Origin of the sequence: Pseudomonas sp. TH08, assembly GCF_016651275.1 — a bacterium.
Taxonomy (GTDB): Bacteria; Pseudomonadota; Gammaproteobacteria; order Pseudomonadales; family Pseudomonadaceae; genus Aquipseudomonas.
In genome coordinates, this window is record NZ_JAEKEE010000004.1 from 751,588 (window position 1) to 775,725 (window position 24,138).

The window sequence follows — 24,138 nt, forward strand, 5'->3', positions numbered from 1 at the left end:
CGGCACGCTGCGATCTTTTGATCTTGCCTTTTCGGATCAAGATCAAAAGATCGCAGCGTGCCGCAGCTCCTACAGGGAGGTGTGCTATCGGCTCAATGCACGAGCCAGAAACGGCGCAGTCTTGCTCTTTTTGTTCGTGGCGACTTTTTGCGGCGTGCCCGCCACGACAATCTTGCCGCCCTGATCCCCCGCCCCCGGCCCGATGTCGATCACCCAGTCGCTCTGCGCGACCACGCGCATCTCATGCTCGACCACGATCACGGTATGCCCCGCTGTCACCAGCGTATCCAACTGTTCCAGCAACCGATCGACATCACGCGGATGCAGCCCGGTGGTCGGTTCATCGAGCACATACAAAGTCGCGCCGCGCTGATTGCGCTGCAACTCGGTGGCCAGTTTGATCCGCTGCGCTTCGCCACCGGACAACTCTGTCGCCGGTTGCCCGAGACGCAGGTAACCGAGACCGATGTCGCGCAACACCTCCAGTGAACGACGAATCCCCGGTTGCTCGGCGAACACCGTCACCGCCTCATCGACAGTCAATTGCAGCACCTGCGCGATGCTCAAGCCTTGCCAGAGGATCGCCAGCGTCTGCGGGTTGTATCGCGCGCCATGACAGGTCGGGCACGGTGCATACACGCTGGGCATGAACAACAATTCAACACTGACAAAACCCTCACCCTCGCACGTGGCGCAACGGCCCTTGGCGACGTTGAAGGAAAACTGCCCGGCGTCATACCCGGCGGCCTGCGCTTCGGCAGTGGCGGCGAACAGTTTGCGCACGTTGTCGAACAACCCCGTGTAGGTCGCCAGATTGGAGCGCGGCGTGCGGCCGATGGGCTTCTGATCGACTTGCACCAACCGTTTGATCGACTCCAGCCCCGCCGTGACCTGGCCGCTGCTGACCTGCGGAGCGTCGTCTTCGAGGCTGAGTTCTTCCGGTTCGCTCTCTGTGGTCGGGCGCCCCAGTCGCGCACCAACCAGTTCCAGCAAGGCCTGACTGACCAGGCTCGACTTGCCGGAACCGGACACTCCAGTGACCGACGTAAAGCAACCCAAAGGAAACTCCGCACTGAGGTTATTCAGGTTATTGCGAGTGATGCCGTCGAGTTTCAGCCACGCTGTCGGCTTGCGCGCTGTACGGGTTTGCCGCTGGGTTTCGGCAAACAGATAGGCGCGCGTCTGCGACTGTTCGATCTCCGCCAATCCCGCCGGAGGGCCGCTGTACAACACGTGTCCGCCCTTCTCTCCGGCTGCCGGCCCGACATCAATCAACCAGTCGGCGCGGCGCATGGTCTCCAGATCATGCTCGACCACAAACAACGTGTTGCCGTCAGCCTTCAACCGTTGCAAAGCTTCGAACAGCGCTTCGCCATCGGCCGGGTGCAAACCGGCGGACGGCTCATCCAGCACATAGATCACACCAAACAACTGCGAGCCCAATTGCGTCGCCAGCCTCAAGCGCTGCAACTCACCGGACGACAGCGTCGGTGTGCTCCGCTCCAGCGCCAGATAACCGAGCCCAAGGTCGGTCAGCGTACTGACCCGCTCCAGCAGATCCTCGGCAATGCGCTGCGCGGCCAGGCGTTTTTCCAGCGACAGGTTTGGCGTATGGCGCACATCCGGCGCGCTGCCGTGGCCACTCGCACCCTGCGCCACTCGTTGCTGGCGAGCTTCGCGGGTTTGCACGTGGCTAAGGGTTTCTCCGACTTCGTCGGCGTGCTCCAGATAACTGGCGGCGGCCACCGGTCTCAGCACTTCAGCGACTTGCAGCAAAGGCATCTGCGACAGCTCACCGATGTCATAACCGGCAAAGGTCACCGACAACGCTTCGCGCTTCAGGCGCTTGCCGTCACATAACGGGCAAGGACTGCCGAGCATGAACTGCGAAACGCGCTTCTTCATCAGCGCACTTTGCGAGTGACTGAAGGTGTGCAGGATGTAGCGGCGAGCGCCGCTGAACGTGCCCTGATAACTCGGCTCCATCTTGCGTTTGAGGGCGACGCGGGTTTCTTCCGGGGTCAGCCCGGCGTACACCGGCACGGTCGGGGTTTCTTCGGTGAAGAGAATCCAGTCGCGCTGTTTTTTCGGCAGCTTTTTCCATGGGATATCGACGTCGATGCCCAGGGTCACGAGGATGTCGCGCAGGTTTTGCCCCTGCCAGGCCAGCGGCCAGGACGCCACGGCGCGTTGGCGAATGGTCAGGTTCGGATCGGGCACCATCAGCGCTTCGGTGACCTCATACACGCGACCAAGACCATGACATTCCGGGCAGGCGCCCTGTGGCGTGTTGGGCGAGAAGTCTTCGGCGTACAGCATCGGCTGCCCCGGCGGATAACTGCCGGCGCGCGAATAGAGCATGCGGATCAGGCTCGACAACGTGGTCACGCTGCCCACCGACGAACGCGTGCTCGGCGTGCCGCGCTGCTGCTGGAGCGCCACGGCAGGCGGCAGGCCTTCGATGGAGTCAACGTCCGGCACGCCGACCTGATCGATCAATCGCCGCGCGTACGGCGCCACTGACTCGAAATAACGCCGTTGCGCTTCGGCATACAAGGTCGAGAACGCCAGCGAGGATTTGCCCGAGCCGGACACGCCAGTGAACACCACCAGCGAATCGCGAGGGATGTCGACGTCGACGTTCTTCAGGTTATGTTCACGGGCGCCACGCACCCGGACCATGCCGGTAGGCGCTTGGGAATTACGCTTGGAAGTCATTGGCGGGCCTTGATTGGAAAACAAAAAAACTTCTATGACTAATGAGACCTCATCGATTACAGAGTTCACCGTGGCGAGGGGATTCATCCCCGTTCGGCTGCGCAGCAGTCGTAAAACCTGAGAATGCGGTTCAACTGGAAGAATGCTGGGGAGCGCTGCGCACTCCAACGGGGATAAATCCCCTCGCCACAAGTAATCACCTGCCCCTGAAAACACTTCTGTCGCAGGTCAGGCACCGAGCACCGATCGAATCATCTGCAACATCGCCTCGGGGCTATAGGGTTTGCCGAGCAAATGCGTGTCGGGGCTCAGTTGATGATTGCGCGAAATAATGTCGCGGGTATGCCCGGAGGTGAACAGCACCGCCACCGGCGGCGATTGCACCTTGGCCCAGGCAAACAGGTCTGAGCTTTTGATCAGCCCCGGCATGACCACGTCGGTGAAAATAAGATCGACTTCAATGCCTTCGAGCAGCATTTGCATCGCCACGTCGCCATTGCCCGCCGTCAACACGTGGTAACCCTCCTCGCGCAGCAATTCAACCGCCGAGGCACGCACCGCATCGTTGTCCTCGACCACCAGAATCGTCTCGTGGCCACCGGCCTGTTGCCGTTGCGGATTGGGCGATTCATCAAGGACCGGGCGCAAGCTGCGCGGAAAGTACAACTGCACCCGCGTGCCCTCGCCGACCTGACTGTCGATCTCGACGTGGCCACCGCTCTGCTTGACGAAACCGAAGACCATGCTCAGGCCCAGGCCAGTGCCTTGGCCGTCGGCTTTGGTGGTGAAAAACGGTTCGAACACCTGTTCCAGAATCTGCGGCGGGATGCCAGCACCGCTATCACTGACCGCAACCCGGACAAACTCGCCGGGAACAAGACCTTTACCCACACAGAATTCGGGGTCGAGTCGCACGTTGGATGCGCTGAGGCTGATGGTGCCCTCGCCTTTCATTGCATCCCGGGCGTTGATCGCCAGGTTGAGAATGGCGTTTTCCAGCTGATTGCGGTCGACGTTGATATGCCACGGCGTTTGCGGTAACTGCACATCGATCTGAATGGTTTCACCCAACGCCCGTTGCAGTAATTCGCCCACACCTTCGAAGATCTGCTGCGGATTGCACACCGCCGGGGACAACGGTTGGCGCCGAGCAAAAGCGAGCAATTGCGACGATAGCTTGGCGCCCCGCTCGACCGCCGCCAACGAGGCACTGACGCGGCGCTGCACGTTGGGATTATCCGGCTCATGCCGGGCCAGCAAATGCAGATTGCCGGCGATCACTTGCAACAGGTTATTGAAGTCATGGGCAACGCCGCCAGTCAGGCCGCCGATGGCTTCAAGCTTCTGCGATTGCCGCAACTGCTCTTCCGCCGCCAACCGCGCCTCGACTTCATTGGCCACACGCTGCTCAAGGTTGCGGGTGAATTTGAGCAGCGACTCTTCGGCGTTTTTGCGCTCGTTAATATCGATCAGCACGCCGGGGAAGCGGAACGGCTCACCCCGCTCGTTGAACTCGCAACCGCCGCTGGCCAGCACCCAGAGATAAGTACCGTCCGAGCGCAACACGCGGTATTCGGCGTTGTACGGTTCGCCGGTCTGCACCGAGTGGCCGACCCGTTCATTCACCCACGCCAAGTCATCGGGATGAATCTGCGACTCGGTGTAGGCCTGCGGCAGATTGCCCAGATCCTGCCCCGGCGGATAGTGGAATGTCCGGGCAAAACGCTCATCGCCGGACAGCACATTGTTCTTCACATCCCAGACAAACGAGCCGAGCAAGGCGCCGGCATTCAGCGCCAGACGCACCCGTTCGTTATCGGCGCGATAGGCATTTTCGGCCTCTTGGCGCAGGCGTTCGGAGCGCATGAATTCAGTGGTTTCGACGACAATCGCCATCACCCCGGACGGTATTCCTTCATCGTTGGCCACCGGGCTGTAATAAAGATCCATCCAAACGTCTTCGGGAACGCCATCGCGCAGCAGTATCAGCGCCTTGTTGCGATACGACAAAGTACCGCCTGCCAGGCAGGTATCGACCACGTTGCGGTTAAAATCCGCAACCTCGGGCCAGCCCAGTTCGACCGGTGAGCCCAGCAGAAATGGGTGCCGGCCACCGGCAAACTTTGAATAGCTGTCGTTGTAGATCATGTAGCCGGCCCGGCCCCAGAGCATCACCATCGGCAACGGCGAGGCCAGCATCAGTTGCACTGTGCTGCACAGGCTCGCCGGCCACATGGCCAACGGACCCAACTCGGTGAGGCTCCAGTCGAACGCTCGAATGCGTTCGGCCATCTCGCCTTTCCAGCCGTCACAACCGTGGCTATCGGATAAAAACTGCATCGACTGACTCGGTGTCCTGTGCTGATTGCCCGATGAATCGCGACGCCAAAACGACGCGACGCCCGTCTGTTTCGAGCGTCTGTCGTCGTATTGGTTTCATATGAAGTAAGCCGATTTTAATCCCTGACCGGAGCTCAGACGCCGATCAGATGCTTGAGCGGATGGTAGCCAGTTTTCATCTTGGCGGCGACGTCGAGAATGGCTTTTTCGATGCCATTGAGGTGCATGCAAGTCAATTCGATCGCGGCGCTCTGATTTCCCGCTTCGATGTACTCGATCAGTCGCAGGTGTTCGTCATCGCGGCAAGCTTCGTGGCTGTCGTCATCCAGCGCCGCAACGTACAGCGACGCGCGGGAAATCAGCTTCTGGAACCAGTCCAGCAGCACCGGATTGTTGAGGCTGCGTGCCAGTTTGATGTGGAACTCGCCGAGCAGATGAATCAGCCGTTCGTGGTCACCGGCGGCGTGGGCTTCATCTTCCAGCAGCAGGTGCTCGCGCAAGTCCTGCATCGCCGCTGTGTCCTTGCGCCGGCACAGTTCGGTGACGATGCCGATCTCGATCAGACGGCGGGTTTCGAACAGCGAACGGATTTCTTCATTGCTCGGCAGCGACACCGACGCACCTTTATTGGGCTCGGTAGTGACCAGTCCGTCGGCCTCCAATTGCTTCAGCGCGGCGCGAACCGATGTGCGGCTGACATTAAATAACTCGGCCAGCGAGGCCTCGCCCAGCTTCATCCCCGGACGCAGCGAACGCTTGCTGATCGCCTCGTAAACCCCTTGGTAGACGCGGTCGACCGTGGTTTCCAGTTTCTTCTCGGTCATTGAAAAACTCCTTTAGGTGCTGGCAACGCTGCCCTGGCGAATGAACAGCCGGAAAAAGGGGGTTGCACACGCAGATTAATCCGGGTATTTCTAAATTGCATTCAGATATTGCATACAATAAATAGAGGATTGCACCATTATGGGTCAACCAATAGCAATTGAAGTGCGCAACGTCTCCAAACGGTACTCTGACGATCCTGGCCTCGCGCCGGCCCTCGACAATGTTTCGGTAAACATCGCCGACAACGAGTTCTTCACCCTGCTCGGCCCTTCCGGCTGCGGCAAAACCACTCTGCTACGCACCATCGCCGGCTTCGAACACGTCAGTGAAGGCGAGATTCGTCTGGCCGGCGAGCCGGTCAATGACCTGCCGCCGTTCAAACGCCGGGTCAACACGGTATTCCAGAGTTACGCGCTGTTTCCGCACATGAGTGTGGCGCAGAATATCGCCTTCGGGCTTGAGATGCAGGGTCTTGATCGCAAGTTGATCCCGGATCGGCTCAACGAGATGCTCGCGCTGGTGCAAATGGAGCATCTGGCCAATCGCAAACCTTCGGAGTTGTCCGGTGGCCAACAGCAACGCGTGGCGCTGGCCCGGGCCTTGGCGCCGAAACCGAAAGTGCTGTTGCTGGATGAGCCGCTATCGGCGCTCGACCTCAAGCTGCGCAAGGAAATGCAGGTCGAACTCAAGCGCGTACAGAAAGAAGCCGGCATCACCTTCATCTTTGTCACCCACGATCAGGAAGAAGCGCTGACGCTGTCCGATCGCATCGCCGTGATGTCGGCCGGCAAGATCTTGCAGATTGGCACCCCGACCGATATCTACGAGCATCCAAAACACCGCTTTGTCGCGCAGTTTATCGGCGATATCAACTTCCTTCCCGGCCACCTGAAACACGGCGAGCACAACGAAAAGCTCTTCGTGCCCAACGGCATGCCAGTGGAGATTGCCTGCCAGCCGCAGGGTTTCGACGGCAGCAGCGTGCAACTGGCGTTTCGGCCCGAGCGTTCGCAACTGGTCGACGCCAGCCAGCCACATCACCTGCGTGGCGTCATCGAAGCGGTGCTCTATGTCGGCACCGCAACGCTGTACCAGTGCCGCTTGAACAATGACATCAAAGTGCTGCTGCGCGAAAACAACGAAGGCCTGAACCGTGGCCGCGCGGTCGGTGAACGCGTCGCCGTGCATCTGCCGCCGCACGCCTGCCTGTTGATGGAGGCCTGAGATGAGCGTCAGCAGCACTTCCCCCGCTCTCAACCGGGCGCTGTTGCTCAGCCCGGTGGTGTTGACCTTGCTCGCCCTGATCGCCATTCCGCTGGGGATCATGGGTTACATCAGCCTGTTGCCGCGCAACACCTACGGTGGCGTCGACTGGCAGGCGCAATGGCAACTGCAAAGCTACGTGCAACTGTTTTTCCAGGAAGGTTTTGATGGCGAACTCGAACTGAACTGGGTCTACGCGCAAGCGCTGTTGCGTTCGGTGCTGCAGGCCGGTGGCACGACCGTACTGTGCTTTCTGTTCGGTTTTCCGGTGGCGTTATGGATGTCGAGCCTGACCCCGCGTCGACGCAATCTGATGGTGTTGCTCATCACCATTCCGTTCTGGACCAACCTGCTGATCCGCAACTACGCGTGGCTGATCATCCTGCGCGAACACGGTTGGGTCGCACAGAGTCTTAACGCGCTGTTGCCGAGTGCCGGCGGCATCACCCTGCTCTACAACGATTTCGCGGTGAGCGTCGGCCTGGTCTACAGCTTTCTGCCGTTCATGATCCTGCCGATCTACTCGACCCTGGAAAAACTCGACTGGCGTCTGGTCGAAGCCGCCTACGACCTCGGCGCCAACCGCTGGCACGCCTTGCGGCGGATCATCCTGCCGCTGTCGATGCCGGGCGTGATTGCCGGTGCGCTGCTGGTGTTCGTGCCGAGTCTGGGCGCCTTCATCACCCCGGCGATTCTCGGCGGAGGCAAGACGCTGATGATCGGCAATCTGATCCAGCAGCAGTTCGGCACCGCGCGCAACTGGCCGCTGGGCAGTTCGCTGTCGTTCCTGTTGCTGGCGATTCTGCTGGTGTCGCTGGTGCTCTACGCGCTGTACAGCCGCCATATGTCGAAGACCCTAAATCGGGGAGCCAAAGCATGATTTCTCTGCACCTGAAAAAACTTCCGGCAACCCGTGAAATCAGCCTGCTGATTCTGGCTTATCTGTATCTGCCGATCTTTGTGTTGATCGCCTACAGCTTCAACGCCAACCGCTCGGCGACGGTGTGGACCGAGTTCTCCTTTGCCTGGTACGGACGGATTCTGGCCAACCCGTCGATTCAGACCGCGGCGCTGAATTCGATCATCGTCGCAACCATCGCCACGGTGTGCGCCACGGCGATTGCGCTGCTGGCGGCGCTGGCGACCTATCGACCTTTCTACGGACAGAAAATGGTCGAGGGCGGGATCAATCTGCCGCTGATCCTGCCGGAGATCGTCACCGCGGTGGCCACCCTGCTGCTGTTCATGGCGTTGGGCATCAAGCTCGGGTTGCTGACAGTGATCGTTGCGCACATTGGCTTCTGTATTCCCTTCGCTTATCTACCGATTCGGGCGCGGCTCAACGATCTGGACAAGAGCCTGCTGGAAGCGGCGAACGATCTGTACGCCGATCCGTGGCAGGTGTTTCGTCGCGTGACCTTGCCACTGCTGTGGCCCGCGGTGTTGTCCGGTGCGGTGCTGGCGTTCGTGGTCAGCCTCGACGATTTCATCATGACTTTCTTCGTCGCCGGCCCCGGTTCGACGACGTTGCCGGTGTACATCTTCTCGGCGATCAAGGCCGGCGTGACGCCGGAGATCAACGCGATTTCGACACTGATGCTGGTGATTTCCATCGTGCTGGTGGTCCTGGCCTTCTGGCTGGGTCAACGCGGTAAACAACAATAAATCTGGAGCGCTCTCATGAAGATGAAAAGCATGCGTTTGGCTGTATCCGGTCTGGCCCTGAGTTGTTTCACCGCGTTTGGCGCTCATGCCGCCGAACCGAAAGAGCTGTTTTTCTACAACTGGACCGACTATTACCCGGTCGATCTGCTGGCCAAGTTCGAAAAGGAAACCGGCATCAAGGTGACCATGGATGGTTACGACAGCAACGAAACCCTGCTCGCCAAATTGCAGGCCGGCGGCGCCGCGTATGACGTGATCGTACCGTCGCAATCCATCATGCAGACGCTGATCAAACAGGATCTGCTGATGGAAATCGACACGCCGACCCTGAGCAACTTTCAGTACGTCAAAGGGCCGTTCCGCGATCCGGGCTTCGACCCCGGCCGCAAGTTCTCGGCGCCGTATTTGTGGGGCACCACCGGGTTTTCCTATGACAGTGCGCGGGTGCCGGGCGGCAAGCTGGATGATTCATGGAAAGAGTTCTTCGAACCGCGCAAAGAGCTGCAAGGCCAGCTCGCCGCGCTGGATACGTCGAGCAGCGTGATCAATGCCGCCAGCCATTACCTGAACGTCGACGAATGCAGCGAAAACCCGCAGGACGCCAAGCGCATCCTTGAATTGCTGCAAAAACAGAAGCCGTTCTTGAAGATGTACAGCTCCGACAACACTGTCGACCGCATGGCTTCCGGCGAGGTGATCATGATGCAGAACTGGAACGGTTCTACCGCGCGGGCCACCTTGCAGAAAAGCACGATCAAGTACGTGTATCCGCGTGAAGGCGTGGCGATGTTCCAGGACAACTTTGCCGTGCCGAAAAGCGCACCGCATCCGGGCAACGCGAAGATCTTCATCGACTGGATGATGAAACCGGAAAACGCGGCAGCCGTGTCCAACGCCATTGCCTACGCCAACGGCATTCAGAGCGATCAGTTGCTTGACCCGAAATGGAAGGTCATGGACGCGATCAACATGCCCGAGGAATACGCCTCGCGCCTGCGCCCCGAGAAGGAATGCAGCAACAAGGCGCGCGAGCTGCAGGATCGGATCTGGTCGAAGCTCAAGGGTTGAGTGCCTGATTTGAAACCGAGATGCGGCCTTCGCGAGCAAGCTTTGCTCCTACAAAGGTTATGTGTGATCAAACCATTCCTTGTAGGAGCCGAGCTTGCTCGCGAAGAGGCCCGCCCGGCCAACACATAATTTGAAGACCTGAATGAGGTTTGTATGACCCAGCCACACTGGCTCCGCAACGTGCGCCCCTACGGCGCCCCCGCCGAAGACCTGCTGATCGAAAACGGCCGGTTCACTCAACGCCGCCCGGCCAACAATGCACCGCTGGGCGCCACCGACATCGACGGCCACAACCAACTCCTCACCCCTGCCCTGGTCGAAAGCCACGTCCACCTCGACAAAACCCTCTACGGCCAACCCTGGCGTCCGAACAGCGCCGGCCCGACGCTCAAGGACTACATCAGCAACGAACGCCGCATTCTGCGCGAAGTAAAAGCCCCCATAGCCGAACGCGCCGGCGCGCTGCTGGAAAACTGCATCGCGCGCGGCTCACTGACGATGCGTTGCCACGTCGACATCGATCCGGAATTCGGCCTGCGTCACGTCGAAGCCATGCAGCAATTGCGTGAGCGCTACAAAGACCTGATTGATCTGCAACTGGTGGTGTTTCCGCAAACCGGTTTGATCAGCCGCCCCGGCACCGCCGAATTGATGCGCGAAGCCATGGCGCTGGGCGTAGAGAACGTCGGCGGGCTCGACCCGTGCGGCATCGATAACGACCCGATTGCACAACTGGATTTCGTCTTCAAACTGGCGGCTGAGTTTGGTCGTGGCGTGGATATTCACCTGCACGACAAGGGTGAACTGGGCCTGTGGCAGATCGCGCTGATTGCCGATTACACCGAGCGTTTCAGCCTGCAAAACCGCGTGATGATCAGCCACGCCTATTGCCTGGGCATGTTGCCGTGGAGTCAGGTAAAACCGGTCGCCGAACGTTTGGCGGCGCTGGGGATTTCGCTGATGAGTTCGGCGCCGGCCGACACCGCCGTGCCACCGTTTCTGCAGTTGCGTGGAGCTGGGGTGAATGTCTGCCTGGGTTCCGACGGCATTCGTGATGCGTGGTCGCCGATGGGCAATGGCGACATGCTCGAACGCGCGATGTTGCTGGCGTTTCGATTCGATCTGGGCAAGGACGATGAGCTGGCGGCAGCATTTGAGGCCGCCACGGCCAATGGGGCGCGGGCCTTGGGGATTGAGGGTTACGGGTTGGCGATTGGCCGGCCGGCGGACTTTTTGCTGATGCCGGTCGAGACCTTGGGTGAGGCGGTGGTGTCGCGTCCGCTGCGTCAGGTCTATCGCGGTGGCGCACTGATCGCCGAGGGTGGCCGCCTGTTGAGCAGCCGTCTGTGAAACGCATCGGCCTGCGCGCCAGTTGCGTGGTCGGTTTCGACGGCTCCCGGCATGTGCTGTGGCGCGACGGCGAAGTGGTGTTCGCTGGGTCGCGCATCGAGTTCGTCGGACGGGGTTATACGGGGCCGGTGGATCAGTGGATCGATTACGGCAATGCGTTGATCGGCCCGGGTTTTATCGATCTCGATGCGCTGGGCGATCTCGACTCCACAGTGTTGACCCTGGATAACGGCGACGAACGCAGCATGGGGCGCATGTGGTCTTCCGAGTATCTGGCCGCTGGCCCACGTGAGACTTACAGCCTGCAAGAAGAGGTATTCAAATACCGCTATGCCTTTACCCAGTTGATCCGCAACGGCATCACCACAGCGATGCCGATCACCTCGATGTACTACCGCGAGTGGGCGGAAACTTACGACGAGTTTGCCGCCGTTGCCGATGTGGCAGGCGAGCTGGGGCTGCGCACTTACCTCGGTCCTTGCTACATGAGCGGCATGAGTTACTGGCAGGCCGACGGCAGCCTCGCCCATCACTGGGAAGAGGCGCGCGGGCTGGCCGGACTGGATGCGGCTGAACGCTTCTTCAAGGATTTCGATGGCGCGCATGGCGGTTTGATTCGCGGCGCGCTGCTGCCGGATCGCATCCAGACCTGCACCCCGGCGCTGCTGCAACGCACCGCCGCGCTGAGCCGCGAACTGAACGCGCCGATGCGCCTGCATTGCTGTCAGACGCCTGGCGAAGTGGCGATGGTCGAGCAATTGCGCGGCACATCACCGCTGGGTTGGTTGCAGCAGCTGGACTTGCTCACGCCGCGCAGCCTGTTACCGCACGGCATCTACACCACGGGCGATGACGACTTGCAGCGGGTCATCGATGGCGGCGCGAGTCTGGTGCATTGCCCGCTGGTGTTCGCCCGCGATGGCGAGGCGCTGAATGCCTTCGGACGTTATCGGGCCAAGGGCATTAACTTTGCCCTCGGTACGGATACCTGGCCGGCCGATCTGCTGGAAAACATGCGCCACGGTTTGCACATCGCGCGGTTGATGGAGGGTGGTTCGGCGCTGACCAGTAGTCTCGACCTCTACAACGCCGCCACCCTTGGCGGTGCGCGGGCGCTGGGTCGTGATGACCTCGGACGTCTGGCGCCCGGTGCCAAGGCCGACATCACTGTGTTCAACCTGCGCGGTCTGCACTTGGGGCCCTTGTTCGATCCGCTGAAAAACCTGCTGTTGGCCGGGCGTGGCGACGACTGCATCGCCAGTTACATCGACGGTCGCTGCGTGATGCACGACGGTCAGGTCAACGGTGTCGACTACCCCGCCCTGCAACGCCAGGCGCAACGCCAATACGAAAAACTGATGCGCAGCCACAGCGAGCGAGCCTTTGCCCGACCGGACTGGAAAAGCCTGTTCCAGCCGGCCATTCCGTTCGCCGATGACTACAGCGCCGACGCGCCATTGAGCGCAATCGATCCACTTTCCTAGAGAGTTCTGCCATGCACAGTTTCGATTTCAGCCAGCTCAGCCCACGGGAAAAATACAAAATCCTGATCGGCAGTGTGGTGCCCCGGCCGATCGCCCTGGTTACTACCATCGATGGCGAGGGCCGGGTCAACGCCGCGCCGTTCAGCTTCTTCAATGCGCTGTCGGCGGATCCACCGATTCTGGCGCTGGGCGTGGAGAATTACGGCGATCAGAGCCCGAAGGACACCACGCGCAACATTCAGTTGAATCAGGAATTCACCGTGAACATCGTCAGCGATGCGCTGGTGGAAGCAATGAATGTGTGTGCCGTGCCGTTTGCACCGGGGTTCGATGAATTGACGGCGGCGGGACTGACGGCGATTGCCGGCACCACCGTCAAATGCCCACGCATCGGTGAAGCACCGGTGGCACTGGAGTGTCGGCGGATGATGGCGCTGAACATCGGTCAGTCGCGAGAGATTATTTTTGGTGAGGTCTTGATGGCGCACGTGCGCGATGAGTTGATCGACCCGAAAACCTTGTACATCGATCAGCTGGGGCTGGATGCCATCGGGCGCATGGGCGGCCATGGTTATGCGCGCACCCGCGATTACTTCGACCTGCCGACCCGCTCGTTGCAAGCGTGGACGGAAGCGCCGGGCGGTGGCGAACGGTTCTGGCCAGAGTCAAAATAAACACTAACAGCAAAAGATCGCAGCCTTCGGCAGCTCCTACAGGTATTCGCACTCCAAATTTAGGAGCTGCCGAAGGCTGCGATCTTTTGATCTTTGCTGTTAATCCGTGCCGTACTTCGGCGAACGCGGGCCGTACAGCAGGCCTGCCGGATGCCCCGCCGAGAGCAGGCGATTGCTCGCTACGCCGGCAATCGGATAACCGGCGTCGGTCGAACTGTTGATGATCTGCTTCACCGCCGCAGTAATCAGCATGCCGACCAGACCACCGCCACCGTTGTTGCCGCCCTCTTCGCTCGACGCTCGCGCCGAACCGGTCCACAGCGTGGTGCCGCTTTTCAGGTCAACCAGTTTCGCGGTCGCCGTCACCGCCGTTTCGCTGCTGATCACCATGTAACGCGTACCGTACTCGGTCACGGTGATATACAGCGCTGCATCGGCACCGAAGATTTCCTTCAGCTTGTTGGCCGGTGCCTGATGGATGTCGTCCGGGGTGGTCAGGCCATTCTGGCGGAAAGTTTCGTCCACCAGCGCAATCGGCAACACGTAGTAACCAGCCTCGGCCAGTGGAAACGTCACTTGCGACAGCAGGCTGTACGACGCCTTCACGTCCGGCGACGTATTCAGTGGCGGCAGCACCAGAATGGTCTTTGGCCGAGCCTGTTTGTACGCGGAATAGTCAACGGACTTGGGCGCGACGCAGCCGCCGAGTACGGTCAAAGCCAGTGCCGCAGTCAATAACTTGAGGGTTCGCGAGATCATTTGGCATCTCCGGTCTTGGCATTTTTAAGCAGAAAATCCATGTACGGGCCGGACTCGGGGAACAGCGCTTTCTCGGTGCGGAACTGCTGCACCATCTGATCGTCCTTGCCCATGCTCAGGTACAGCAGGCCAAGGTGCGCGTGGTAACCCGGCGGCACGGCTTTGCCGGTGGAGCGGATCTTTTGCAGGTCGCGTTCAAGCACTTCGGCCTGGGCTTCTTTCGGCTCTTCGCCTTTGAAGTATTCGTAGACCTGTGGTTGGTAGTCTTCCCACTGGTACAGGGTTTTCGGGCCGGCACAACCGGCCAGCAAGGCGCTGGCAGCCAGCGTCAGCGCCATTAACGAGCGCGACAAAGTCAGATTCATTGGGTGTTGCTCCATGCAATGGGCGTCGATCAGTTGCCCGGCTTCCAGGCACCGGCGTTCATGCCATCAACCAGACGATTGATCGCCTCGCGCATGGCCAGATCGAGGACTTTGCCGTTAAGGGTCGAGTCGTAGGCCGCAGTACCGCCGAAGCCGATGATTTCGCGGTTGGACAAGGCGTACTCGCCCGCACCCTGGGTCGAATAGACCACTTCGGAGGTGCTGATATTGACGATGTTCAGGTTGACCTTGGCATAGGCGATCTGGGTCTTGCCACGGCCGAGAATGCCGAACAATTGGTGATCGCCAATCTCTTTGCGGCCGAACTCGGTGACGTCACCGGTCACAACGTAATCAGCCCCCTTCAAGCGCTGGGCCTGGCCCTTGATCGCCGCTTCCTGCTGGATTTCGCCCATGTTGTCGCGATCCAGCACGCTGAAGCGGTTGGTCTGCTGCAAGTGGGTAATCAGAATGGTCTTGGCCTGACCGCCGAGACGGTCGACGCCATCGGAGAAGATCCCGCGCATGTAGCTGGAGCGGTTGTCGAACTTGCCCACGGCCATTGGCACACGCACGCCGGTCCAGACTTGAGTGGCGCTTTCAACCTTGGCCACCGGCAGCGCGCGGGAGCTTTCGGTGGCGCAACCGGACAACGTGCCGGCGATTGTGCCGAGCACGGCAATCGCAACGCCTGAAACCAACATCCGGGAGATCATTCTCACTGAGTATTCCTTTTGAAAAACAGGGGTATCCCGGCACGGCAACGTGGTGGGGAGCGGAAAAGGGGCGGCATTATGACAAAGTGCCATCATTGAAGACAGGTTTTTTTGGCGTCAGCGAATTGGCTATTCGAACATACGCAAAACCTTGTAGGAGTGAGCCTGCTCGCGATAGCAGTATGTCAGTCACTTTGATGCTGTCTGACACACCGCTATCGCGAGCAGGCTCACTCCTACAGGGGGCGTGTTGATCAGTGGAAATCGCGGCTCTGTACCCGGATGCCATTGAGCAGCGGGCTCAGGTCGCTCAGGCGTCCGGCGATCAAGTGGCGCACTTCGCCTGAGCGCTCCCAGCGGCCATCGACCTTGAGTAGCTGCGAGCCCACCAGCACCTGGCGCTGACGCTCGGCCAGGTCGCGCCAGACCACCACGTTGACGTTGCCGAATTCGTCTTCGAGGGTCACGAACGTCACGCCACTGGCGGTGCCCGGTCGTTGCCGGCCCGTGACCAGACCGGCAATGCTCACCGGCCGCCCGTGTTCAAAGTCGAGCAACTCCTGCGAACTGCGGCAGCGGCGCGCCTTCAATTCGCCCCGCAACAACGCCAGCGGATGTGGGCCCAACGTGGTGCCCACCGTTGTGTAATCGGCGTGCAGATCTTCGCCGACGCTAGGTTTTGGCAACACCACATCAGGCTCTTCCTGACTCGGCAATCCGGCAAACAATCCCAATTGTTTCTGCACTCCGGCGACTTCCCAGCGTGCCCGGTGACGATGACCGGCCAAGCCGCGCAACGCTCCGGAATCCGCCAGCAACGCTTGCGCCCGGCTGTCGAGTGCGGCGCGCTCGCCCAGATCGGCAACATCGGCAAACGCCCCACGCTCGCGCGCCGCTTCGATACGCCGGGCGTCGTCCTCGCGAAAACCCTTGATCATGCGCAGGCCCATACGAATCGCCGGTTGCGCCGCCGTGGTGGTTTCCAGGCTGCAATCCCAGTCGCTGGCGCGCACGTCCACCGGGCGAATCTGCAACTGATGCCGACGCGCGTCCTGCAGAATCTGGTCGGGACTGTAGAAGCCCATTGGCCAGCTGTTGATCAGCGCACAGGCGAACGCCGCCGGTTCGTGGCACTTGAGCCAGCAACTGGCGTAGGTCAACAAGGCAAAACTGGCGGCGTGGGACTCAGGAAAGCCGTAGCTGCCGAAGCCCTTGATCTGCTCGAAAATCTGCGCGGCGAACTCTTCCGTGTAGCCGTTTTTCTTCATGCCAGCGGCGAGGCGCGCCTTGTGCGGTTCCAGACCACCGTGGCGTTTCCATGCGGCCATCGAACGGCGCAACTGGTCGGCCTCGCCGGGGCTGTAGTCTGCCGCGACGATGGCGATCTGCATCACCTGTTCCTGAAACAGCGGTACGCCGAGGGTTCTTTCCAGCACCACCTTAAGTTCTGGCGACGGATAGGTCTCCTCTTCTTCCTTGTTCCGACGCCGCAGATACGGATGGACCATCCCGCCCTGAATCGGCCCCGGGCGGACGATGGCCACTTCGATCACCAGGTCGTAGAACTTCGCCGGCTTCAAGCGCGGCAGCATCGACATCTGTGCGCGGGATTCAATCTGGAACACGCCGATGGTGTCGGCGCGGCTGATCATCTCGTAGGTCGGTTTGTCTTCGGCCGGGATGTTCGCCAGGCTCAGGTCCAGATTGCGGTGACGACGCAGCAAGTCGAAGCAGCGGCGAATCGCGCTGAGCATGCCCAGCGCGAGGATATCCACTTTGAGCAGGCCGACCGCATCGAGGTCGTCCTTGTCCCACTGAATGATCGTGCGATCGGCCATCGCCGCGTTCTCAACCGGCACCAGCGTGTCCAGCGGCTGCTCGGAAATCACGAAGCCGCCGGGGTGTTGCGACAAATGCCGAGGGAAGCCGATCAGTTGCCCGGTCAGGCTCAGCACCCGGCGCAGCACCGGGCTGTCAGGGTCAAATCCACCTTCGAGCAATCGCGCCAGCGGCGGTGTTTCATCGCTCCAGTGGCCGCAGCAATCGGCCAGCGCATTGATCTGATCCGGGGGCAGGCCCAGCGCCTTGGCCACATCGCGTACCGCGCCGGCGGCGTGATAGGTGCTGACCACCGCCGTCAGCGCCGCACGACGGCGGCCATAACGGCGAAACACGTATTGCAGAACCTCTTCGCGGCGCTCGTGCTCAAAATCGACGTCGATGTCCGGCGGCTCGTTACGCTCCTTCGACATGAAGCGCTCGAAGAGCAGCGTGGTGCGATCCGGGTCGATTTCGGTAATGCCCAGGGCAAAACACACCGCCGAGTTGGCCGCCGAACCACGGCCCTGACAGAGGATTTTTTGCTCACGGGCGAAACGCACCACGTCATGCACGGTGAGGAAGTAGCTTTCGTAGCCGAGTTCGGCGATCAGTTGCAGCTCATCGTCGATCTGCTTGAGCACTTTGGCTTGCGGGCCTTTGGGCCAGCGCCAGGCAATGCCTTCTTCGGTCAGATGGCGCAGCCAGGAACTGGCGCTGTGCCCCTCGGGCACCAGTTCCTTGGGATATTGATAACGTAATTCACTCAGATCGAAGGTGCAGCGCCGGGCCAGATTCACCGACTCTTCCAGCAAGGCCGCCGGATACAGTTCACGCAACACTTCGAGGCTGCGCAAATGCCGCTCGCCATTGGGATGCAGGCGCAATCCCGCCTCGGCCACCGGCACGTGATGACGGATCGCCGTCATGGTGTCCTGCAAGGCGCGCCGGCCACGGGCGTGCATGTGCACATCGCCGCTGGCTACCGCTGTCATTCCCAGCTCAGCAGCCAGACTCAACAACGCCGCCAACCGTCGCTGATCGTCCTGCCCGCAATGCAATTGCACCGCCAGCCACAGTTGCTCGCCGAAGGTCTGCTTCAGCCAGCGGCCCTCTTGCACCTGATCCACCGAATCAGGCACCCACAGCACCAACAAGCCCGACAGCGGTTCGTCGAAGTCCTCGCGCAGTACCTGATACTGGCCTTTCTGCGTGCGTCGGCGGGCACGAGTGATCAACCCGCACAGCGCCTGGTAGCCGGCAAGATTCTCCACCAGCAGCACCAGTTTCGGGCCGTTTTCGATACGTACTTCGCTGCCGATGATCAGTGGCAGTTCAACCGATTTTGCCGCTTGCCAGGCCCGAACAATCCCGGCCAGCGTGCACTCATCGGTGATCGCCAGCGCCTGATAACCGTGTTTTTTCGCGCGCTGAAACAGCTCAAGAGCACTGGACGCACCGCGCTGAAAACTGAAATTCGACAGGCAGTGCAGTTCGGCATAGCCAGCGTTCATGCAAACCAGCCCTGCAGCCACAACGGACCGCCCTCGCCTACCGCGCGATAGGCCCAGCCCTGCTGACCGGCGCGGTTCTGGATCAGGTAGTAATCGCGGCGCACATCGTCGCCGTCCCACCAGCCCGACTCGATGCGCTCCGGGCCCATGAGGATTCGCGCCGAACCTTGCGGCACGCTTTGCGGTTCACCGAGCAACCAGCCCGGACGCTGGACACTCGGCAAGCCTGCGCAACGTTGTTTATCGACACCGTTCTGCCACGCGCACTCCGGCCGATGATCGGCCTGGAATCGCAGCCCTTGCACCGCATCATCGCCCAACCGTGCGCGCAGGCGCTCGCGTAACTGCTCCCACGGCAAGGTCTGCTGCGGACGGTCGTCGAACAGCTCCTGAAACTGCGGCACGAAACTCGGCAAATCCTCGGCGCGCAAGCGAAAGCCGCGCACCGGCGCTTCAACTTGCACTTGCTCCAGCCGTCCACGCGCCAGCTCAAAGAGCATCGCCGGGTCACGTTCGGCGCTGAGCAGGCCGACTTTGATTACGCTGTCCGGTAGCCCTGCGTGCTCCAGATGAAGGTCGAAACGCTGCACGCCGCTGTCACGCCCACAAAGGAATGCCGACAGATCGCCGGTCAAACGGCGTAACGGAAACAACAGTGCCTGATGGGATTGCACGTCGAAATTCAGTTCGATGCGTACATCGAAGCGATCGGGCGGCAGGTAAAACTCCAGCGCCAATGGCCGCGCACCGAACAAGGTGTCGAGGTGCTTGAGCATCTGCGCTTCGAAACGCCGGGCCAGCGCCTGACGCGGCAGGTTCTGCAACTGGCTGAGGTTGCGCAGGCCCATGCGCGACAACGCCGTGGCCACGCCCGGTTCCAGCCCGACACGGTCGACGGGCAATTGGCCGAGGTGATGCTGCAAGGCTTCGCCGTCCGGCACCACCAAACCGTCATAAGCGTTGGCCAACACTCGCGCCGCTACTGGATTCGGTGCGGCGACGATGCGATGGCGGAAGCCCAGATCGGTCAGTTCCTTGCGCAACCGTGCTTCGAACTGCGCCCAGGAACCGAACAGGCCCAGGCTCGACTCGATCTCGAACACTACGGTGCGCGGGTAATGCACGCTGACCTGCGCGCTGAAACCGTAGGCCCACGCGGCGAGAAACTGCTGCCAGTGTTCGACCTCGGCGGCCTCGTAATCAGCGGTGACAAAACCTTTGCTCATGGCCTGGGCGGCGGTCATCGACTGGCCGGGACGCAAACCGAGTTTGCGCGCCGCCGGATTCACTGCTTGCAGCACCCGCCGCTGGGCCGGGCCACTGAGCAGCACCAACGGTTCATCGGGATCGGGACGCTGTCGCAGCACGGCGTCGAGGGCCAATTGCGGGAACAGAATACACACCCAGCGCATGGCGGCCTCAGTGACCCACGGCAAAGGCAATCGGCGCCGTGCGCGCGAGTCCGCCACGGCACTTGAGGACGCGTAATTGCGCAGGTTTGGCGTCGATGGCAATGCGCAGCGCGGCGGGCGACGGGTTGACCGCTTCGCTCAACGGGCGCCAGGCAAACGCCAGGGTCTGGCCGGTTTCCGCCGCCACCTGCAAGCGCCGCAACGCGCGATCATCGGCCTTGTGCGGCCAGCACAGCACCGCGCCGCAACTGCCCGAACGCAGGCATTGTTCCGCCGCCCACAACGCATCGCGCTCACTGGCCTGAATCACCGACAACTGACGCAGGTCGACCCCGGCGTTCTCCCACGCTTGCGGGTACGGCACGAACGGCGGCGCCACCAGCACGATGCGCTCGCCCGCTGCCGACAGCCGCGCCAGCGTCGGCCAGACCAATTGCAGCTCGCCGACCCCGGGGCCGGCCAACAGGATTTCGCTCAATGCCGCTTCCGGCCAGCCACCGCTGGGCAGTGCCGCGTCCAGCGCGGCGTGCCCGGTGGGTTGTGGGCTGGCAGCCGGTGGCGCAGGCCGGCCCTTCCAGACCTGGCCGCCATTGAACAGCGTATCCAACGCAACGACGGCGCCCATCAGCCTTGCCTCACCAGACCGCAGAACACCCCTTCGATGGCCAGATCCTGATCGTCGCTCACGACAATCGGCTGATACGCCGGGTTGCGCGGCAACAGCCGCACTTCATCGCCGAGCCGTTCGAAACGTTTGATAGTGACTTCACCGTCGAGCCGCGCGACAACGATCTGGCCGTTGAGCGCTTCGGGATTGCGCCGCACGCCGACCAGATCGCCGTCGAGAATGCCGTCCTCGATCATTGAGTCGCCCTGCACCCGCAGCATGTAATCGGGCGTGCGCGAGAACAGCGTCGGGTCGAGCAGCAAGCGGCTATGGATGTCGGCATCGGCGCCAATCGGCGCACCCGCAGCGACGCGGCCGAGCACGGGAATGTCGAGCAACTCCGGGCGCGCCGGTTGCCCAAGCAAACGAATGCCTCGGGCCTGATGCGGATTGACTTCGATAAACCCGGCTTCGGTAAGCGCCAGCACATGCTTGCGCGCCACGCTGCGCGAAGCAAAACCAAAAGCCTCGCTGATTTCAGCGAGGCTTGGGGGCTGACCGTGCTCGGCGATGCGATCGCGGATAAAAGTCAGAATGGCGGTACGGCGGGGAGTGAGGTTGGTCATGGAGTACATTTGTACTCCTGTAGGATTTTCCTGACAAGCACCGCAGGTCAGGATCCGCGTAAATCCATGTAGGAGCTGCCGAAGGCTGCGATCTTTTGATCTTGCCTTTAAAAAAACATTAAAAGATCGCAGCCTGCGGCAGCTCCTACAGGGGATTTGGCGTCAGTTGAGGTGGCGTTCGGCGAGGAACCCGGCGATGTAATCGATGAACGCCACGACTTTGGCCGTGGCCCGCCGATGGCTCGGGTACACCGCGAGAATGTGCGGGCCGAAGGTATCCGGGTCGATCTCGTAATCAGCCATGACCCGCACCAGTCGCCCGTCGGCGATGTACGGCGCAGCGCTCCACAGTGGCGTGTGCAGCAAACCGCGCCCGGCCAGAGCGCTGGCCAGCAACAGATCGTAATTGTCGCTGCGCAACCGCGGCGTCGCCGGTTGAGGAAGGCTAAGGCGCTGACTGTCGCGCTCGGCCCACCAGAATTCGCGGCTGAGCAACGGGTGCTGATAGAGCAGCCATTCATGCTGTTCAAGGGTTTGTGGATTGACTGGCAAGCCCTTGCGCGCCAGGTACTCCGTGCTGCCGCACAGGGCCAGGCGATTGCTGCCCACCACCCGCGCAATCAGCCCCGGCAAGTCATCGTGGCCTTCACGCAAGGCCAGGTCATAACCACTTTCGAGCAGATTGACGAACGCATCACACAGATCCACTTGCAGGCTGATCTGCGGGTATTGCTGCAAAAAACCGTCACACACCTGATCGAGAAACGCCCGTCCATAGGCCAGCGGCGCAGTGATTTTCAGGCTGCCGCGCAAGCCATGCTGCAACTGCTCGATTTCTTCGCTGGCCTCGTCCAGCCGCTGCAACACCAGCCGCGCAGTTTCCAGATACACCCGGCCAATCTCGGTCAGCAAAATCCGCCGCGTGCTGCGCTCGAACAGCCGCGCGCCGAGTTCAGACTCCAGATGGTTGACCGCTTTGGTCAGGGCCGAGGGGGTCTTGCCCAATTGCTCGGCGGCGCGGCTGAAACTGCCGAGCTGCGCGGTGACCACGAACATTTTCAATGCGCCCAACTTGTCCATGCTTTTTCCATTCAGGCAAAAATGTTTTTCGTGCGGGAGGCGTTCTGTCAGCCGCTGCCAGCCACTAATCTCGCCATCAGACGCAATAACAAGGAAATCTTCAATGAAAAGATTCATCCCGAAGCTGTTGGTTGTCGCTGTAAGTTTTGCCTCGATGGAAGCCATGGCCGCGCCTGATCTGATCCTGCTCAATGGCAAGATTTTCACCGCCGACCGTGCGCAACCCAAGGTTCAGGCACTGGCCGTGGAAAACGGCAAGGTGCTGAAAGTCGGCACAGATGCGCAGATCAAAGCCTTGATCGAACCCGGCACCCAAGTCATCGACCTCAAGGGCAAAGCCCTGATGCCCGGCCTGATCGACAGCCATTCCCACGCGATTTTCGGTGGACTGGAAATGGTGTCGGCCAACATGGAGGACGAAGTCGTCGCCCTCGATGAGCTGGAAAAACGCCTGCGCGGCTGGCGCGACGACGGCAAAGCCAAACACGGCGATGTGCTGAGCATTGCCGGCATGAGTTCGGCTTATTGGGCACAGGCTGAAGCGCTGGGCAAAACCTTCAACAACGGCGAATGGGCGAGCGTGCCGGTGGTGTTCATCGGCAGCGACCACCACACCGCGTGGGCCAACAATGTGATGCTCAAACGCGCCGGCATTGATGCAGCATTGCTGAAGACCCTGCCCGACGCAGAAAAGGACACCCTCGGCAAACTGGCCAGTGGCGAGCCCAACGGCTTCGTGGTCGATGCCGGTTGGGATCGCGTCGCCTCGAAAATGCCGGTGCCAAGCCCCGCCGACATGTTGAACGCCGCCAAATCAGCGGTGCGCTACAACAACAGCCTCGGCATCACCGCGTGGATGGACCCGGCCGCCAACGCCGCGCCGGGCGAAGCCGTTTTCGCGCTAAAGCCCACCGAAAAAACCGTCGGCGTGCTGCCGGCCTATAAAGCCCTGTCGGAAAGCGGCGACATGAGTGTGCACGTCGCCGCACTGCTGGTGGCCAACCCGAAAAGCGTGCCCGCCGACCTCGATACGCTGGACAAGGTGCGTCAGCAATTTCAGGGCATTGCCAATCTGACCTTGCCCGGCATCAAGATCTTCGCCGACGGCGTGATCGAGTTCCCGGCACAGAGCGCGGCGATGATCGACCCATACAGCAACTCGCACAAACAGGGTGAATTACTGATCGATCCGCAGCATTTCGGCGAACTGGTCAGTGCCATTGATCAGCGTGGTTGGCTGGTGCATATCCATGCGATTGGCGACCGCGCAGTGCGTGAATCGCTGAACGGCATCGAACAGGCGCGCAAGGATCGCCAGAGCGGCATTACCCACTCGATCACCCACCTGCAAATGGTCAACCCGAAAGAGTTCGCGCGCTTCAAGCCGCTCAATGTGATCGCTTCGATGCAGTTGCTCTGGGCCAGCGCCGACGACTACACCACCGACATGATCAAACCGTACGTCAGCGCCCTAGCCTTTCGCTATCAATACCCGGCGCATTCGTTGCTCAAACAGGGCGCGACGATTGCCGGCGCCAGTGACTGGCCGGTGTCTTCGCCGAATCCCTTCAATGCCATGGCCCAGGCCATCACCCGCGTCGGCCCGCTGGGCGTGCTCAATGCCGACGAGCGTCTGGACCGTGAAACCATGTTCTACGCCTACACCGTCAACGCGGCGCGAACCATCGGCCTGGAGAAACAGATCGGCTCGCTGACACCGGGCAAGCAGGCAGACTTCATCGTGCTTGATCGTGATGTGTTCAGCGTCGACAACAAAGCCCTGCATGACACCAAAGTTTTGCAAACCTGGTTCGGCGGCCGTCAGGTCTATACCGCGGCTCAATAACACCACCG

Annotated in this window: 19 protein-coding genes; 8 read left to right on the forward strand and 11 right to left on the reverse strand. The window is 61.0% G+C overall.

Annotation, left to right across the window (positions count from 1 at the left end; genetic code table 11):
- Positions 1–84: 84 nt before the first annotated feature.
- The 3 genes from JFT91_RS20400 to JFT91_RS20410 form a co-directional block, all read right to left on the reverse strand.
- Positions 85–2,718 carry an excinuclease ABC subunit UvrA gene (locus tag JFT91_RS20400; protein ID WP_201225353.1) on the reverse strand — a complete coding sequence of 878 codons (2,634 nt, stop codon included), beginning with the start codon at positions 2,716–2,718 and terminating at the stop codon, positions 85–87.
- A gap of 228 nt (positions 2,719–2,946) precedes the next feature.
- A complete protein-coding gene (locus JFT91_RS20405) occupies positions 2,947–5,058 on the reverse strand; it encodes a hybrid sensor histidine kinase/response regulator (RefSeq protein WP_201233643.1) in 2,112 nt (703 codons plus the stop codon).
- Between the two features lie 134 nt (positions 5,059–5,192).
- A complete protein-coding gene (locus JFT91_RS20410; RefSeq protein WP_201203200.1) occupies positions 5,193–5,882 on the reverse strand; it encodes a GntR family transcriptional regulator in 690 nt (229 codons plus the stop codon).
- Positions 5,883–6,021: 139 nt separating this feature from the next.
- On the opposite strand from JFT91_RS20410, the gene JFT91_RS20415 reads away from it, so the two are divergent.
- The 7 genes from JFT91_RS20415 to JFT91_RS20445 all read left to right on the forward strand — a co-directional run bounded on the left by JFT91_RS20415 (position 6,022) and on the right by JFT91_RS20445 (position 13,387).
- Positions 6,022–7,107, forward strand: a complete 1,086-nt coding sequence (locus tag JFT91_RS20415) for an ABC transporter ATP-binding protein (protein WP_201203199.1) — start codon at positions 6,022–6,024, stop codon at positions 7,105–7,107.
- Position 7,108: 1 nt separating this feature from the next.
- Positions 7,109–8,026, forward strand: coding sequence for an ABC transporter permease (locus tag JFT91_RS20420; protein ID WP_201233644.1), 918 nt, complete (start codon positions 7,109–7,111; stop codon positions 8,024–8,026).
- Positions 8,023–8,811, forward strand: a complete 789-nt coding sequence (locus JFT91_RS20425; protein WP_201203197.1) for an ABC transporter permease — start codon at positions 8,023–8,025, stop codon at positions 8,809–8,811. Before JFT91_RS20420 ends, JFT91_RS20425 begins: the two co-directional genes overlap by 4 nt.
- 15 nt (positions 8,812–8,826) lie before the next feature.
- Complete coding sequence (locus tag JFT91_RS20430; RefSeq protein ID WP_201203195.1) at positions 8,827–9,879, forward strand: extracellular solute-binding protein; 1,053 nt, start codon at positions 8,827–8,829, stop codon at positions 9,877–9,879.
- A 153-nt stretch (positions 9,880–10,032) separates the two neighbouring features.
- Entirely contained in the window at positions 10,033–11,229 is a 1,197-nt protein-coding gene (locus tag JFT91_RS20435; RefSeq protein ID WP_201233645.1) for an amidohydrolase family protein, read from the forward strand.
- Positions 11,226–12,713, forward strand: coding sequence for a chlorohydrolase family protein (locus tag JFT91_RS20440; protein ID WP_201203193.1), 1,488 nt, complete (start codon positions 11,226–11,228; stop codon positions 12,711–12,713). The genes JFT91_RS20435 and JFT91_RS20440 overlap by 4 nt, the downstream gene beginning before the upstream one ends.
- A gap of 11 nt (positions 12,714–12,724) precedes the next feature.
- The gene (locus JFT91_RS20445) at positions 12,725–13,387 is read left to right on the forward strand and encodes a flavin reductase family protein (RefSeq protein ID WP_201233646.1); all 663 of its coding nucleotides are present in this window, start codon (positions 12,725–12,727) and stop codon (positions 13,385–13,387) included.
- Positions 13,388–13,486: 99 nt separating this feature from the next.
- Here JFT91_RS20445 and JFT91_RS20450 read toward each other — a convergent pair whose 3' ends face one another.
- From JFT91_RS20450 to JFT91_RS20485, 8 genes are all read right to left on the reverse strand, one after another.
- Positions 13,487–14,146 (reverse strand): DUF799 domain-containing protein, encoded by a 660-nt coding sequence (locus JFT91_RS20450; protein ID WP_201225328.1) that lies wholly within the window; start codon positions 14,144–14,146, stop codon positions 13,487–13,489.
- Positions 14,143–14,511 (reverse strand): DUF4810 domain-containing protein, encoded by a 369-nt coding sequence (locus tag JFT91_RS20455; protein ID WP_201225326.1) that lies wholly within the window; start codon positions 14,509–14,511, stop codon positions 14,143–14,145. The genes JFT91_RS20450 and JFT91_RS20455 overlap by 4 nt, the downstream gene beginning before the upstream one ends.
- A 29-nt stretch (positions 14,512–14,540) precedes the next feature.
- Positions 14,541–15,227 (reverse strand): CsgG/HfaB family protein, encoded by a 687-nt coding sequence (locus tag JFT91_RS20460; protein WP_201234025.1) that lies wholly within the window; start codon positions 15,225–15,227, stop codon positions 14,541–14,543.
- Between the two features lie 254 nt (positions 15,228–15,481).
- Positions 15,482–18,559: an error-prone DNA polymerase gene (locus JFT91_RS20465; protein WP_201233647.1), complete on the reverse strand. Its 3,078-nt coding sequence runs from the start codon at positions 18,557–18,559 to the stop codon at positions 15,482–15,484.
- Complete coding sequence (locus JFT91_RS20470) at positions 18,556–19,971, reverse strand: Y-family DNA polymerase (protein ID WP_201225322.1); 1,416 nt, start codon at positions 19,969–19,971, stop codon at positions 18,556–18,558. Before JFT91_RS20470 ends, JFT91_RS20465 begins: the two co-directional genes overlap by 4 nt.
- A gap of 7 nt (positions 19,972–19,978) precedes the next feature.
- A complete protein-coding gene (imuA, locus tag JFT91_RS20475) occupies positions 19,979–20,596 on the reverse strand; it encodes a translesion DNA synthesis-associated protein ImuA (RefSeq protein WP_053120911.1) in 618 nt (205 codons plus the stop codon).
- Positions 20,596–21,213, reverse strand: coding sequence for a transcriptional repressor LexA (gene lexA, locus JFT91_RS20480; RefSeq protein ID WP_201233648.1), 618 nt, complete (start codon positions 21,211–21,213; stop codon positions 20,596–20,598). The genes imuA and lexA overlap by 1 nt, the downstream gene beginning before the upstream one ends.
- Positions 21,214–21,366: 153 nt before the next feature.
- Complete coding sequence (locus tag JFT91_RS20485) at positions 21,367–22,284, reverse strand: LysR family transcriptional regulator (protein ID WP_201233649.1); 918 nt, start codon at positions 22,282–22,284, stop codon at positions 21,367–21,369.
- A gap of 103 nt (positions 22,285–22,387) precedes the next feature.
- Here JFT91_RS20485 and JFT91_RS20490 point away from each other — a divergent pair, with 103 nt between their 5' ends.
- Positions 22,388–24,130 carry an amidohydrolase gene (locus JFT91_RS20490; RefSeq protein WP_201233650.1) on the forward strand — a complete coding sequence of 581 codons (1,743 nt, stop codon included), beginning with the start codon at positions 22,388–22,390 and terminating at the stop codon, positions 24,128–24,130.
- Positions 24,131–24,138 lie beyond the last annotated feature (8 nt).